At 66.1% G+C, this 14115-nt stretch carries 13 protein-coding genes and 2 pseudogenes; 8 read left to right on the top strand and 7 right to left on the bottom strand.

Annotated features, from left to right (window positions below; all coding sequences use genetic code 11):
* Positions 1 to 1158, bottom strand: a 1158-nt coding sequence (locus RHBS_RS14110; RefSeq protein WP_145977519.1) for a serine hydrolase, incomplete at its 3' end; no start/stop codon positions are given.
* Positions 1159 to 1223: 65 nt separating this feature from the next.
* Positions 1224 to 2435, bottom strand: coding sequence for a lipase family protein (locus RHBS_RS14105; RefSeq protein ID WP_128645864.1), 1212 nt, complete (start codon positions 2433 to 2435; stop codon positions 1224 to 1226).
* Between the two features lie 87 nt (positions 2436 to 2522).
* On the opposite strand from RHBS_RS14105, the gene RHBS_RS14100 reads away from it, so the two are divergent.
* Together RHBS_RS14100 and RHBS_RS14095 are read left to right on the top strand one after the other, a co-directional pair.
* Complete coding sequence (locus RHBS_RS14100; protein WP_068053702.1) at positions 2523 to 2960, top strand: OsmC family protein; 438 nt, start codon at positions 2523 to 2525, stop codon at positions 2958 to 2960.
* 175 nt (positions 2961 to 3135) lie between these two features.
* Entirely contained in the window at positions 3136 to 5448 is a 2313-nt protein-coding gene (locus RHBS_RS14095) for a bifunctional diguanylate cyclase/phosphodiesterase (RefSeq protein ID WP_128645863.1), read from the top strand.
* A gap of 16 nt (positions 5449 to 5464) precedes the next feature.
* On the opposite strand, the gene RHBS_RS14090 is transcribed toward RHBS_RS14095, so the two are convergent.
* Positions 5465 to 5776, bottom strand: coding sequence for an antibiotic biosynthesis monooxygenase (locus RHBS_RS14090; RefSeq protein ID WP_128645862.1), 312 nt, complete (start codon positions 5774 to 5776; stop codon positions 5465 to 5467).
* Positions 5777 to 5812: 36 nt separating this feature from the next.
* Here RHBS_RS14090 and RHBS_RS14085 point away from each other — a divergent pair.
* Together RHBS_RS14085 and RHBS_RS14080 are read left to right on the top strand one after the other, a co-directional pair.
* Positions 5813 to 6549, top strand: a pseudogene (locus RHBS_RS14085) (alpha/beta fold hydrolase).
* A gap of 5 nt (positions 6550 to 6554) precedes the next feature.
* Positions 6555 to 7364: an alpha/beta fold hydrolase gene (locus tag RHBS_RS14080; RefSeq protein WP_128645861.1), complete on the top strand. Its 810-nt coding sequence runs from the start codon at positions 6555 to 6557 to the stop codon at positions 7362 to 7364.
* Here the strand turns inward: RHBS_RS14080 and RHBS_RS14075 are convergent.
* The gene (locus RHBS_RS14075) at positions 7358 to 7741 is read right to left on the bottom strand and encodes an MFS transporter (protein ID WP_128645860.1); all 384 of its coding nucleotides are present in this window, start codon (positions 7739 to 7741) and stop codon (positions 7358 to 7360) included. The two genes, RHBS_RS14080 and RHBS_RS14075, sit on opposite strands and share 7 nt — an antisense overlap.
* A 512-nt stretch (positions 7742 to 8253) precedes the next feature.
* Positions 8254 to 8721, bottom strand: coding sequence for an MFS transporter (locus RHBS_RS14070; protein ID WP_128645859.1), 468 nt, complete (start codon positions 8719 to 8721; stop codon positions 8254 to 8256).
* 77 nt (positions 8722 to 8798) lie between these two features.
* On the opposite strand from RHBS_RS14070, the gene RHBS_RS14065 reads away from it, so the two are divergent.
* The gene (locus RHBS_RS14065) at positions 8799 to 9401 is read left to right on the top strand and encodes a TetR/AcrR family transcriptional regulator (RefSeq protein WP_128645858.1); all 603 of its coding nucleotides are present in this window, start codon (positions 8799 to 8801) and stop codon (positions 9399 to 9401) included.
* Here RHBS_RS14065 and RHBS_RS14060 read toward each other — a convergent pair.
* Positions 9398 to 10282: an A/G-specific adenine glycosylase gene (locus tag RHBS_RS14060; RefSeq protein WP_128645857.1), complete on the bottom strand. Its 885-nt coding sequence runs from the start codon at positions 10280 to 10282 to the stop codon at positions 9398 to 9400. The genes RHBS_RS14065 and RHBS_RS14060 overlap by 4 nt on opposite strands.
* A 121-nt stretch (positions 10283 to 10403) precedes the next feature.
* Between RHBS_RS14060 and RHBS_RS14055 the strand changes: the two genes are divergently transcribed.
* The 3 genes and pseudogenes from RHBS_RS14055 to RHBS_RS14045 all read left to right on the top strand — a co-directional run bounded on the left by RHBS_RS14055 (position 10404) and on the right by RHBS_RS14045 (position 12757).
* Positions 10404 to 11030 (top strand): carbonic anhydrase, encoded by a 627-nt coding sequence (locus tag RHBS_RS14055; protein WP_037195038.1) that lies wholly within the window; start codon positions 10404 to 10406, stop codon positions 11028 to 11030.
* Between the two features lie 91 nt (positions 11031 to 11121).
* On the top strand, positions 11122 to 11868 hold the full coding sequence (locus tag RHBS_RS14050; protein WP_128645856.1) for a hypothetical protein: 747 nt from the start codon (positions 11122 to 11124) through the stop codon (positions 11866 to 11868).
* A gap of 15 nt (positions 11869 to 11883) precedes the next feature.
* Positions 11884 to 12757 (top strand): annotated as a pseudogene (locus tag RHBS_RS14045) (hypothetical protein).
* Here RHBS_RS14045 and disA read toward each other — a convergent pair.
* A complete protein-coding gene (gene disA / locus RHBS_RS14040; protein ID WP_121872158.1) occupies positions 12754 to 13839 on the bottom strand; it encodes a DNA integrity scanning diadenylate cyclase DisA in 1086 nt (361 codons plus the stop codon). The pseudogene RHBS_RS14045 and the gene disA overlap by 4 nt on opposite strands.
* Between the last annotated feature and the right edge of the window lie 276 nt (positions 13840 to 14115).

The raw sequence follows: 14115 nt of genomic DNA, 5'->3' as shown, positions 1-14115 counted from the left end.
CCCGCCTGCGCCGAGGGCCGCCAGGGCGCGCGCGGGTGCCCATCGCCCGGGGGCAGTTCTGAATCCGAGCAGCGTTTTCGTCGCACAGAGCGCCAACAACACCGCGAGTGCGGTCGACGCGATCAGCGCTGTTTCGTACAGACCGAAGCCGGCGGTACGAGGCTTGTCCACGCCGAGTCGGGCGAGCACGAGAGAGCGGGCCGCCGAGGCGAGCGCGTCGGCCTCGAGTTCGCCGTATCGATTGGTCGCGAAGACCACGGCCAGGTGGCGTTCCGGAACGAGTGCGACGTGAGTGAAAAAGCCGGGGACCGCACCGGAATGCCAGCGCATCTCGGTACCGTCGGCCAGCGTTTCGACGTACCACCCGTATCCGTACGCCGCGCCCGAACCCGTCGGCACCGTATCGGGACTGTTCGACGCCGGAGCGGTCAATTGCCGTGATGCGTAGCGTGAGAGTTCGTCGATGGATCCACTCAGGTAGCCGTAACCCATTCCAGCGGAGTCGATTCCGGTATCGATGCTTCGGGGGAAGGTGAAGAACGGGACGTGGCCGGGTGCGACGGTGCCGGCGGTAGGCACTCCGGTCTCGCGGGCGACGACGTCGGCGAAGGGTTCGGCGGTGACCTTCTCGACGATCGCCTGCAGCAGTAAGTAGTTGAGGCTCGAGTAGCGGAAGGTGCCGCGGTCGGCGACGGTGACGTCCAGTGTGGGGACGACGTCGAGCGCTCGCTCCGCACGCCCCCACACGTCCAGTTCGGTGACGTCGTGGGGGAGGCCGCTGGTGTGGTGGATCAGGTCGTCGATCGTGACGTCGCCCGGAACGATCGAATCACTCTCCGGCAGAATCGAATTCACGGCACCCGTGAGCGTGAGGGCTCGATGCTCGGCGAGTGAGTACACCGTCGCCGCCGTCACCGACTTCGATACCGAACCCCACACGAACGGAGTTCCCTCGTCGATCGGCGCACCGTCCCCGTCCAGCCCGTACTCGACGTTCTCCAGCACCTCGTTCTCGGAGACGACACGGAACGCGACCCCTGGCAGTCCCAGTTCTTCGGCGACAACTTCGATGTCCGACGCCACGCCGGGGTCCGGTGGGGTGGGGGAGCCTGCGGCCAGGACAGCGACGACGGTCAGCAGGGCGTGGACGATGCGCATGGAAGGAGTGAACCAACCTCATCGGGGTCGACGCCTCGGTGAACACCCTGATTTCACACCTGAGATCAGCTCCTGTGCACGAGCTCGGCGATCCAGGGCATCACGTCGTCGTAGGCCGCCAGGGCTCCGGGTTGGTGGTTCGCACCCTCGACCGGGATGGCCGGGAGGTCGTATTCGCGGTAGGTGACGTCTGCACCCAGATCGCGCCAGCGCCGAAGCAGGGTGCGGCTCTGCTCGATGGGTACGGTGTCGTCCTCGACCGCGTGCGAGAGATACACCGGCATGGCAGGGGCGATGCGCCCGACCGTGTTGGCGGCGGTGATCTCGGCCAGAACGGGGTTGCTCAGTTGCTCGGTGAGTGGTCGGCCGTCGCGGGTCAGCTCGGTCGTTCGCACGATCTCGGAGGCCGCGCGGTCGGTGGTGCACCAGTTCTGTGCGGCGTCGAGCGCGGCGATCCCGTCGGAGTCGAAGAGGTCGCGGATACCTGCTGCCCGGTCCGGGTAGGCGTTGATCATCCCGTCGACCGCGAAGAGCACAGCGCTGCCGAGGCCGGTGTTGTCGAGTGTGTCGATGTTGAGCGTCGGGTCTGCCGGTGGTGCACCGACATACGCTCCCTGGATGTTGAGCTCCGGGGCGTAGGTGGCGGCGAGTTCGGCAGCGGATGCGGATGCGAACCCGCCTTCGGAGTAGCCGAACAGCACCACCGGGGTGGTTGGTTCGACGTCTGCGGTTCTGGCGACGTCGAGCAGCGCTCGGCCCGAGGCGATTCGGTTCAGGTACGTGTGCCCGCCGGGGGTGCCCAGCCCCTGGTAATCGGTTGCGACGACGCGATATCCGGCCAGCAGCAGCGGCAGGATGGCCGGGGACGAGCCGACTGTCCCGAGAACTGCCGATCCGGCGCAGCGGTCCGCCATACCGGAAGTGCCGGGCGCGTACGCGATCACCGGTCGGGGTCCGGGGCCGGTCCACGGAGCTGTGGGGGTCATGGTGTAGCCGGATACGACCATGGGCAGATCGTGTGTATCGGTGGATCGATAGAGAATCCGTTCGATGTCGAATCCGAGTCCGAACCCCTTGGGCGAGTTGACGGGCCGGCTTCGGACCACTTCGCCGGGCGTCGCGGGGCCGAGCGTCGCCACCGGCGCGTCGTAGAAGTCCGCCAGGGGACCCGCGACGGCAATCGGCGTCGAGAATCCGACGATCGACAGGACCACGGTTGCTGCGATCGTTGCCGCGCGCGAGAAGTTTCTCGATTGTCGCAGCCGTCGTGTCGACATCCTTGCACTCGGTAGCCCGGTCACCCCGCTGACGTTAGCCTGAGAAACAGGCCTACGTCAGGGTCGACAACGAAAGGACTCGGTTCGATGCCAACTCGTACTTCACGCACAGCTTGGAACGGAACGCTGGAACAAGGTTCCGGCCAGGTGGAGCTGTCCAGTTCCGGCGCAGCGACTTTCGATGTGTCGTTTCCCAAGCGCGCCGCCGAGAATGCCGACGGCACCACCAGTCCCGAGGAATTGATCGCCGCGGCTCATTCGAGTTGCTACGCGATGCAGTTGTCGGCGCTGATCGCCGAGGCGGGCGGCACCCCGCAGAGCCTCGAGGTCACCGCCGATGTCTCGCTCGGTCCTGATGAGCCGGGCTTCAAGCTGACCGGCATCAAACTGACCGTGCGGGGCGAGGTCGAGGGTCTCGACGCCGACGGCTTCGCGAAAGCAGCTCAGGCGGCAAAAGAAACCTGTCCCGTCAGCAAGGCTCTCACCGGCGTCGACATCACATTGGACGCGGCCCTCGAGGGCTGAACGGACAAAGCGCCCGATGTGAGACTGGCGAACAATCGTCAGGTTTGAAATAGTTCGTTACTTGACCCATCTGCAGGGTGATTCGGTTACGAATCGTGGTCAAACGTCGGGTTCGATCGGCTGATGCGTACGTTCGGGGTATGCACCGACCGGCCTAGGAAGGATCAGCCCCACCATGTTGTGGACGCGCTTCCTGGGCCTCGGTGCACTCGCAGTCGCGGTGTACGCACTTGCCCCGCCCGGGATACCCCAGGATGCGATCTACGCAATCGTGCTCCTGGCCACAGTGGCCGCGTTCGTGTACCGCTACTTTCGGGAACCCGGGCCGGACAAGCGGACGTGGAAGTACATGGCCGTCGGCGTCGGCTCCTGGGGCATCGGCGACGCGCTGATAGCGATGGTGCATGTCGGCGGAGGACGAGTATCGACGTTCTCCTCGTCCGACATCTTCTATCTGTTCGGCTACCTGGTGATCGCTGTCGGCTTCGCCCGAGCCGCCGACGAGAACGGGCTCGTGTTCGGGATCGAAGAACTTCTCGAGTGTCTGGTGGTTGCGGTCGGTGTCGGCCTCGCCACATGGGTGTTCGTCATCTCCGACGATGCGGCGTTGTCGTTTCCGTCGGCATTGGAACTGTGGCCGGCGACGGTCTACCTCACCATCGATGCGTTTCTGCTGACGCTCGTCGGCAGTCTGTACCTGCTGACTCGGTCGACCACGGTGCCGTTTCTGGCGGCCACGGCGGGCGTCGTGTTCCTGTTCTCTGCCGACTTCGCGTCCTATGTCGCGGTCACCACCTCCGAGCTCTACCGTTCGACTCTTCTGAACACGCTGTGGCTGGCGGCGTACGTGTGTTTCGGAGTGATCGCCCTACACATTCCGGAGCGGGCGGTGTCGCGGGTCGACCGGTCCAGCCCGTTCGCATTCGGGCGCGTGAGATTTCTCGGACTCACGGTCGCGGTCGCCGTAACACCCCTTGCGATGGCTGTTCAGTTGGCCCGCGGAATACCCGTCCAACAGTGGGGTTGGGTGATCGTGGGGTCCTCGGCACTGGTCATCGCGCTCGTCGGGTGCCGCATGGCGTGCTTCCTGAGTACGTTGCGGTTGCAGGCCGCAGTGCTCGAGGACGTGGCTCGGACGGACGCGGTCACCGGACTGGCCAGTCGCCGCCTGCTCCGAGAGCGGTTGGACACGATGCTCGCCACCCGTGGTGATTCGGACGTCTTCACGCTCGTGGTGGACATCGATCGCTTCGCTCAGATCAACGAGACCTTCGGGTACAGCGTGGGAGACAGTGTGCTGCGCGAGATCGGTCATCGCCTTGTCTCATCGGTGCGGTCCGACGACCTCGTGGGACGGCTCGGTGGGGATCAGTTCGTCGTCGCCATGCGCCGGCGTCCCGCCCAGATCGACGTGACGGACACCGCAGAGCGGCTTCAGTTCGCAGTCAGTAGAACGATGTTCGTGCACGACATCAACGTGGCGCTCGATGCGACCGTCGGAATCGCCGCGATCGAGGAACCGGGGGTGACCCGGAACGACACCGAGGAGCCGGAGGCGAGTCCGGTCGACGGTGAGGCGATGCTTCAGCGCGCCCACGTGGCGTTGACGGCAGCGAAGGCCGGCCACACCCGCGTCGGTCGCTACGAACCCGACATGGATCGCGACCGCCACGATCAGATGCGGTTGCTGGGGGAACTCGACACGGCCATTCGTGACCACCAGCTTCGAGTGTTCTTTCAACCGTGCCTGGATCTGGAATCCGGCAGTGTCGATCGCGTCGAAGCTCTACTGCGGTGGCAGCACCCACGCGAGGGGTTGATCGGACCGTCGATGTTCCTGCCCGACGCCGAGCGCACCGGCATGTTGCCCGCCATCACCGCGCTCGTGCTGGACGAGGCCTTGGCGCAGTGCAGCGAATTGCGTCGACGCGGTATCAATTTGTCTGTCTCGGTGAATCTTTCGGTGAGAAACCTACTGGACGAGACGCTGACCGAACAGGTCGCGGCCGTGCTGGCGAAGTATTCGGTTCCCGCGCACGCTTTGGAATTCGAGGTCACCGAGACGACGGCGATGACCGATCCGGTGCGCTCGGTGAACGCGTTGACGTCCCTGCGTAGCCTCGGCGTCACCATTGCGATCGACGACTACGGCACCGGCTACAGCTCGTTGGCCTATCTGCAGACCCTGCCGGTGCAGACTCTCAAGATCGACCGCTCGTTCGTGTCGAAGATGAACACCGACGAGACCGACGCATCGATCGTGCGCTCGACCATCGACTTGGCTCGAAGCCTCGGGGTGCGGGTGATGGCAGAGGGCGTCGAGGACGCGGGCACGTTGGATGCGCTCCGAGAGTTGGGCTGCGACGGTGCCCAGGGCTACATCCTCGGTAGGCCGATGCCCGCCGAGTTCCTGGCCGATGCGGTGGCGAAACTGGATTCGGAGATGCCGACGAAACTCGAATGGGAGCTCGCCCGCGAACGCATCTGAGCGGACGCGTGCGCGCTCACGACGTGGCAGGCACGTCCAGTACGACCTCGAATTCGAGCAGTGATGCTCCGGACGAGACCGGCTTCGCCGCACTGGCTCCCGCGTGAGCCTCCCGCGACGGTCCCGCCGACCACGACTGGAAGGACTCCTCGTCCTCCCACTGGGTGACGACGAAATAGCGCGACTCGCCCTTGACCGGCCGCAGCAGTTGGAACCCGAGGAAGCCCGGGGAGCCGTCGACCGACCCGGCGCGCGCGGCGAAGCGCTTCTCGAGTTCGGGGCCTGCGCCCTCGGGTACGTCGATCGCATTGATCTTCACAATGGCCATGCCCGCGAGATTACTCCGCCGATATGCTCGGCGGTGATGCTCTACGACGAGGGTGGATCCGGCCGTTCGATTCTGCTGCTGCACGGGCTGATGGGCAGCGCTGCCACCTGGCGGCGGCAGGTTCCGTGGCTTCGAGAGTTCGGGCACGTGCACACCTACGATGCGCCGGGGCACCGGCGACCGCCGCCTCCCGAGCTCACGACGGAGTTCTTCGTTGCCGACCTGCTCGAGCATCTCGAGGCGTTGGGTCCCAGTGTGCTGATCGGTCATTCGATGGGCGCACTGCACGGTTGGTGTGCGGCCGCCCAGCGACCGGACCTGGTGACCGCCATGGTCGTCGAGGACATCGCCCCGGACTTCAGGGGCCGCACCGCGGACGACTGGGCCGCGATGATCCGGGCGTGGCCGCAACCCTTTCCCGACGCGACGCGGTGCGGGCGTTCTTCGGAGACGTTGCGGGTCAGTACTTTCTGGATTCCTTCGAGCGGGACGCCGACGGGTGGCGGCTGCACGGTGAGGTGGACTTCTTCGAAGCGATCTCGCAGGAGTGGGGGACTCGGCACTTCTGGGACGAGTGGGATGCCGTCGACGCTCCGGTGTTGCTGATCGAGGGTGAACACACCATCACCCCGGCCGGTCAGATGCGGCAGATGTACTCGAGCAAGCCCGGATCGGCGTACGTGCGGGTCGAGAAGGCGGCGCACCTGATCCACGACGAGGCACCCGAGCGGTATCGCACGGCGGTCGAGGAGTTCCTGCGCGCACTAGGATGATCCGAATGCCGCTCGCGAAGCTCAACGGAATCGACCTCAACTACGACGTGACCGGCGACGGTCCGCTCGTGGTGTTGGTGATGGGCACCGGCAGCCCGGGACGAGTCTGGCGAACCCATCAGGTTCCGGTGCTGGTGAAGCAGGGGTACCGGGTCGTCACCTTCGACAATCGCGGTATCGCACCGTCTTCCGAGTGTGCGAGCGGGATGACGCTGGATGACCTGGTCGCCGACACCGCTGCCCTCATCGAGCACCTCGGAGGCGGCGCAGCACGCGTCGTGGGCACCTCGATGGGTGCCCGCGTCACTCAGGAATTGGCCTTGGCCCGGCCGGATCTGGTGTCGCATGCAGTGATGATGGCCACCTACGGCAAGTCGGGCACCTTTCGCGAGCAACTGTCCAAGGGGGAGAAGGACCTGCACGACGCCGGGGTCGAACTCCCCGCGTCGTACCGGGCGGCGATGACTGCGATGCAGAACTTTTCGCCGAAGACGCTGGCCGACGACTCCGCGATCGGTGATTGGCTGGCAATCCTCGAATACTCCGGCGGCAGGAAGACTGCGGGTATGCGGGCGCAGATCGGACTCGAAATGCGGAGCGGGACAGATCGATTGGCGGCGTACCGGAGGATCGCGGCCAAGTCGCTCGTCATCGGATTCGCGGACGACCGGATGATCCCGGTGCAGCAGTGCCGCGACGTCGCGGACGCGATACCGGGTGCGCGCTACGTCGAGATCGCCGACACCGGTCACTTCGGCTACCTCGAACGCCCTGATGCGGTCAACGCGACTGTCGTCGAATTTCTCGCTCAGTAGCGAACTTTCGGCGGCGATGTGCGAAGGAAGACCACGCAGCACACCGCGGTCACCGCCATCGCTGCTGCCATGGCCGAATAGGCGAATCGAAAGTCCGTCAGCCCGGCGACGATGGTGAGCAGCGCCAACCCCATCGCGCCACCGAACTGCTTGGACGTGTTCATCAATCCCGACGCGGCTCCGGCGTCGGAGCGCGCGACCCCGCTGGTCACCGCAGTGGCCAACGGGGTGTTGAGCAGCCCGCCGCCGATCCCGATCAGAATCGACGGCAGCCCGACTGCCGCGAGGTAGCCAGGCGAATTCGAGGCCGCAGCGAGGCCGAGCAGTCCGGCGGCGGCCAGGGTCGCGCCGGCAGCGGCAACCAGGTGCGAGGGCATCTGCGCATCAGAGGTGGAGTGACTGCGACGCCGGTCACGACGAGAGCGGCCGTGAGCGGTAGAAAGCCCACTGCCGCCTGCAGTGGTGACCGCTGCAGGAGCTCTTGCATCTGATAGGTCAGGTACAACCAGATCGGTATCTGGAACACCGCACCGGTGAGCAGTGTCAGCAGATTCCCCGTGACCACGGTGCGATCGGCGAACAGCCGCAACGGAATCAGTGGCGCGGTCGATCGACGCAGCCGGAGTACGAATCCAATCGATCCAGCCACGGCGAGAACAGCCGTCGACAGGGACAACGACTGCGAGCCGCCGGCTCCGAGCTGGGTGACCGCCACGGTGGACGCGCCGAGGGCCAACGCCCCCGAAAGCGGCACCGACGATGTCGAGCCCGGGCCGATGCGCCTCGGTCCCGGCTCGCCGAGCGTCGAGATGTCGACGAGCCGACATCAGCAGAACCACGCCGATGGGCAGGTTGATCAGCAGAACCGACCGCCACGAGACGTACTCGGTCAGCGCGCCTCCGGCGATGTTGCCCACTCCACCTCCGGCAACGCTGATCGCCGTCCACACCGCGACAGCACGCGTCCGCATCGGCCCTCGGGGTAGGTGAGAGTCAGCAACGTGAACGTGGCCGGGGAGACGATTGCCGCGGCCAGACCCTGCACGATGCGCGCGGACACCAGCATCGAGCCGGTGGATGCGACTCCGCCGACCACGCTGGCGGCGACGAACAGGGAAACGCCGAAGAGGAAAACCCCGCGGATGCCTCGGGTGTCGGCTGCGCGGGCTCCGGCGAGCAGGGCCGCGGCGAACGCGACGGTGTATCCGCTGGCGACCCACTGGACGTCTCGATCGTCGATGCTCAGCGCTCGGGCGATCTGCGGCAGTGCGATGTTGACGACCGAGGAGTCGAGCACCACCAGCAACTGGGCCAGGCACGCAACTGCCAGAACACCCCACGAACGCTCCCGCGCCATGCTCGACCCCCTCGATTGGTACAGCTGTATAACAGTCGCTTGATACAGTTGTATCAAACAGTGGAGGTGGGCGGAAGATGGCCGGCGAAGATCGACGAGAGCAGATTCTGGGAGCTGCGGAGCGGGTCGCGACCGTCGATGGGCTGGAGGCGCTGACGATGCGGAGCGCCGCCGCGGCAGCCGAAGTGTCGCTGCGTCTGGTTCAGTACTACTTCCACTCCAAGGCAGGGCTGCTCGACGCCGTTCTGACGCGTTTCTCCGAGCGTGGCTACGCGGATTCTCGATCCCGGATCGACGCGATCGCCGGCGCTTCGGCAGCCCGACGCCTGCAGATGTTCGCCCGTTCGGTGTTGCCGACAGACGACGAGGGCAGGCGCTTCCATCGGCTGGGAGTGTCGTTCGCATCCTTGGCGATCCGGGAACCGGACCTGGCGCAGGCCGCGTATCGCGCCAATCTTGCTGTGCTGGAGTCGGTTCTGACCCACATGATCGGGCATGCCGCAGCGGAGAGCGGCTCGGATCGAATCGACACCGTCGCGGAGGCTCGACTGCTCATGGCCGCGTTGCACGGTTTGGGGACGATGGTGATGGTCGGGCAGATCGACGAGATCGAGGCGGCCGCTCTGGTGGACCGATTGTTGCTCGGCAGAGCATGGTTCGACGCAAACGGCCGGAGTTAGCCGTCCGAACCCTCACCCGCGAGGGCGAACAATCCCGACTCGGTCTGTTCGATCAATCCGTCGGTCAGCAGTGAATCGAGAGCTCGGTCGCGTTGCGTCGGGTCGGTGGGCCAGACGATGTCGAGTTGGGCGCGCTCGACCGGTCCTGTGCTCTCGCGCAGCACCGACATGAGTTTTCCGCGCACCTGACGATCCGTGCCCGCGAACTTCTGGACCTTCTTGGCCGGGCCGGTGTGCGCGGGCCTGCCTGCTTCGATCCAGGCGCACTCGGGCAGCGGGCACAGCAGGCATGCCGGATTCTTGGCGGTACAGATCAGTGCGCCCAGTTCCATCAACGCCGCCGAGTAGCGGGCGGCGCGCGGGACGCTCTCCGGGAGCAGCTGCTCGACGTCGGCCAGGTCCCGCGTGGTGGAAGGATTCCCCGGCTCGGCGTTGCCGTGCAACGCACGCGCCACGACGCGTCGAACATTGGTGTCGACCACCGGAACTCGCTGACCGTGGGCGAAACACGCCACGGCGCGCGCGGTGTATGCACCGATACCCGGCAGGCCCAGCAATGTCTCGACGTCGGCAGGCACCTCGTCGCCGTACTCCTCGGCGAGCACCCGGGAGCACTCGTGCAACCGCAGTGCGCGACGCGGATAGCCCAACTTGCCCCACGCGCGGAGCACCTCGGCCTGAGAGGACGCGGCCATCGCCGACGGCACCGGCCAACGCTGCACCCACTGCTCCCAGATGGGCGCGACCCGCACCACCGGCGTCTGCTGCAGCATGATCTCGCTCATCAGGATTTGCCACGCGCTTACGCCGGGCCGCCGCCACGGCAGATCGCGTCCGTCGGTGTCGAACCACCCGAGCAGTGCGTCGGCATCGATCGGCAAGTGGTCGCCCTTCTCGTCGTGTCTGTGATCGGTCCCAACAGTAGTCAACCCGACTCGCCGGTAACTCGATCCACGTGCACCCAACTCGCCGTGCGCCCGCTGCGCGTGCACAATGAAACCCATGCCTGCCTCGAATCCGATCGCTGCCTGGAAGTCCCTCAAGGAAGGCAACCAACGGTTTGTCTCCGGAGAGGTCCTGCACCCGTCGCAGGGCATCGAGGATCGCGCCCGCCTCGAAAGTGCTCAGCACCCCAGCGCCATCCTCTTCGGTTGCGCCGACTCGCGTGTTGCTGCCGAGATCATCTTCGACCAGGGCCTCGGCGATATGTTCGTCGTGCGTACCGCCGGTCACGTGGTCGATTCCGCGGTTCTGGGCTCCATCGAGTACGGCGTCGCCGTGCTCGCGGCCCCGCTGATCGTGGTGCTCGGCCACGATCACTGTGGTGCAGTCAAGGCGACCGTCGACGCCCTCGAGAGTGGCGACGTACCCGGTGGGTACATCCGCGACGTCGTCGAACGCGTCACCCCGTCGGTGCTCTCGGCTCGCCGCGACGGCTATCAGGCCGTCGACGAGTTCGAGGCTCGGCACGTCGAGGAGACCGGCAATCTGCTGATGCAGCGCTCGCGGATCGTCGCCGAGAAGGTCGAAGCCGGGGAACTCGCGATCGTCGGCCTCACCTACCAACTGTCGAAGGGCCATGCGCAGTTGCGTGAGGTCATCGGCGACATCGGCGAAATGCCTGCCTGAATCAGCGCGGATCCCATTTCGGTGAGTTCGCCGACGCGACACGCCGCGTGGGCTCAGGGATAGCGTGGCTTCGGCCGCATACGGTTGATTCGTGTTGGAACCGACCGGGCCTTTGCCTCCCGAAATCTACTGGCGACGCCGTGCGCTCGCCATCGGTGCGGCCGTTGTCGTCCTCGGGTTGATCGTGTGGTTCATCGCCTCGCTCAGTGGCGGTTCCGACGACACCGAGGCCGCTCCCGCAGGCGTCGTTGCGGCTCCGGCGACATCCTCGGCTCTGCCGTCACCCAGCTCTTCTGCCTCCGACGCCGATTCCGCCGGAGCGGGTGGTTCCGGCGGCGGTTCGGGTGGATCCGGTGGTTCCGGCGGCTCGGGTGGAGCCACCGACTCCGCTGCCGGTGGTGGCGCAGCTGCGACAACCAGCGGTGCGCCGGCTCCCGTGATCTCCAACCAGTGCCCGGATCAATCGCTCGCGATCAAGGTGACGCCGGAGAAGGCCACCTACCGTCTGGGCGAAGAGCCCGTGTTCACCGTGGTCATCACCAACATCGGCTCCACCGAATGCCAGCGCGACGTCGGTGCCGGGCTGCAGCAGGCGCTCGTCTACACCCTCGACAATCAGCGCATCTGGTCCAATATCGACTGCTTCCCCAACGCCGCGTCGGATCTGCGCACCTTCAAGCCCGGTGAACAGGCCGGCTTCACCGTCAAGTGGTCCGGCACCAACTCGGTTCCCGGCTGTGGCGAGGAGCGCATCCCGGTCGGTGTCGGTGCCTACCAGGCGATCGCCCAGCTCGGCGAGCTCAAGAGCGTGCCGGAGCCGTTCAACATCACCGGCTGAGTACGGTCGAATCTCATGACCACCTCGACAGCTCTCGCCCGCGCCGCCTACAAGACGCTCGAACCCTTCCACGTCACCGCGTACTTCAATCCCGAATTGGGATCGGCGTACGAGGACACCGGCCTCGACGGGCACGCCTGGTACGTCGGCGCTCGGGCGGCCCCGATGGGTCCGTGCGCGCCGAGTGTCGTCGCTGCTGCGTTCTACAACTTCAATCCGGCACTGATCGAGCGTGCGTGGCCTGCCGCCGTGGCCGTCGGTCTCGAGACGGTGTCCGATCGTCGGTGGACCCTGCTCGACTCCGTTCTGGGAACGGCACTCGGCTCCCTGGCGAACGCCCCTGCGCTCGCCGCGTTGGCGGGCCGCCTGGGAGATATCGGCGACACCGCCTCGTTCGCGGGCCGACCGCTCGCCGCCGCGTGGCACTCCGCCGATCGACGAGGTACCGCATCTCGCCCTCTGGCACTCGATCACCGTCCTACGCGAATGGCGCGGTGACGGACACCTCGCCGCACTGATCGACGCAGAACTCGACCCCACGGAAGCCGCCGTCTTCCACGAGGCCGACCGCACGACCCCGCAGCCCGGCCGTCGAGCGCTCGGCAAACGCATCACGCAGCTCACCCGGGAATGGTCCGAGAGCGAATGGGATTCTGCCGCTGAACGACTCGCTGCCCGCGGGCTGCTCACAATCTCCCCCGAGGGAGAGACGTTGACCGATGACGGCCTCGCGCTCGATCAGCACATCGAGGATCGCACCGACATCATGGCGTCGGCCTTGTGGAAGAACGTCCCGGACGCCGAGCAGTTGATCACCGGTGCCCGGCCGTACGTGAAGGCCGTGATCGACGCAGGCTTCCTGCCGGGGACGAAGAAGAAGGCGTCCTAGTCGTACGGCCCCGAGATCGACGCCTCGGCCAGTCTGGAGAGGCCTTCACGGATGTGACGAGCCCACAGTCCACCGATGCCGTCGACGGACTGCAGGTCGGCTGCGGTGGCCGCAAGCAGCCCCTGCAGGGTGCCGAACGCGCCGACCAGTCGGTGAATCTGGCTGAACTGCAACCTCGGAACTCGGGTGAGCACGCGGTACCCGCGGGGGCTCATCGGAGTGTCGAGGGCCTCTATGGTCGCGGGATATCCGAAGGCGCGAGCCAGCGTCGTCAGATCCAGCAGATCGACGTCGGTCAGCTTGTCCAGTGCGGCGAGCGCCTTCTCGACTCCGGTGGTGCTCGACGGTTCGTTGCCGGCGAGGTAGTCACGGACGATCAGTTGGCGATCGACGTCGTTGTCGCCCAACAACTCTTCGAGCTGGAGGGCGAGCTGCCTGCCGTCGGTGCCGAGTTCGAGGACGTTCTGCTCGATCTCCACCGACACTCGCCGCACCATTTCGAGGCGCTGCGCGACGGTCAGGGCGTCGCGCAGGGTCACGAAGTCCTCGATCTCGACCACCGAGAGTTGGCGAGTGTTGTCGTCGAGTCGGGCCTTGTAGCGCTCGAGGGTCGCGACGGCCTGATTGGCGCGCGAGAGGATGGTGGCAGAGCCCTCCACGACGTGCCTGATACCGCCGATGTAGACGCTGACGATGCTCATCGACTGGCTCACCGAGACGACGGGATAGCCGGTCTGCATGGCAGTTCGCTCGGCGGCGCGGTGTCGGGTACCGGATTCGACGGTGGGGATCTTGTGGTCGGGCACGAGCTGCACATTGGCGCGGACGATTCGCTTGCCGTCGGTCGAAAGCACCACTGCGCCATCCATTTTGGACAGCTCGCGAAGTCTGGTCGGCGCGAACTCGACATCGAGCTCGAACCCGCCGTCGCAGATCGCCTCGACCTCGTCGTCGTATCCGAGGACGATCAGGCCGCCGGTGCGGCCGCGCAGAATTCGCTCGAGACCGTCGCGCAGGGCGGTTCCCGGTGCGAGCCGGGCGATGGTCTCGCGCAACGCTGGGGACGGCGTGGTGCCCTCCATGGCCAACCCCCTCGTGTCATGGCAGCGGCTTGGGCTAAAGCTGCGGATACTGTGCGAACAAAGAATACTGCGCTGCTATATGCGGGCAGTCAGACAAAGAATACTGCCCGGTGTCATACGGGTCGCATACGCGTGTAGGTCAACGCCTCGCCGACGTTCGTGACGGTCTTGACCTTGATGCCGTCCGGTATGGGACCGGCGTCCTCGGGGACGATGGCGTAGTTGAACCCCAATCGCGCGGCCTCGGCGAGACGGCGACCCAGCCCCGGGCGACGC

This window comes from Rhodococcus sp. BS-15, assembly GCF_000813105.1.
GTDB lineage: Bacteria > Actinomycetota > Actinomycetes > Mycobacteriales > Mycobacteriaceae > Rhodococcoides.
The sequence above is the reverse complement of the archived record's forward strand: the minus strand, read 5'-3'. Positions and strand labels throughout refer to the sequence as shown.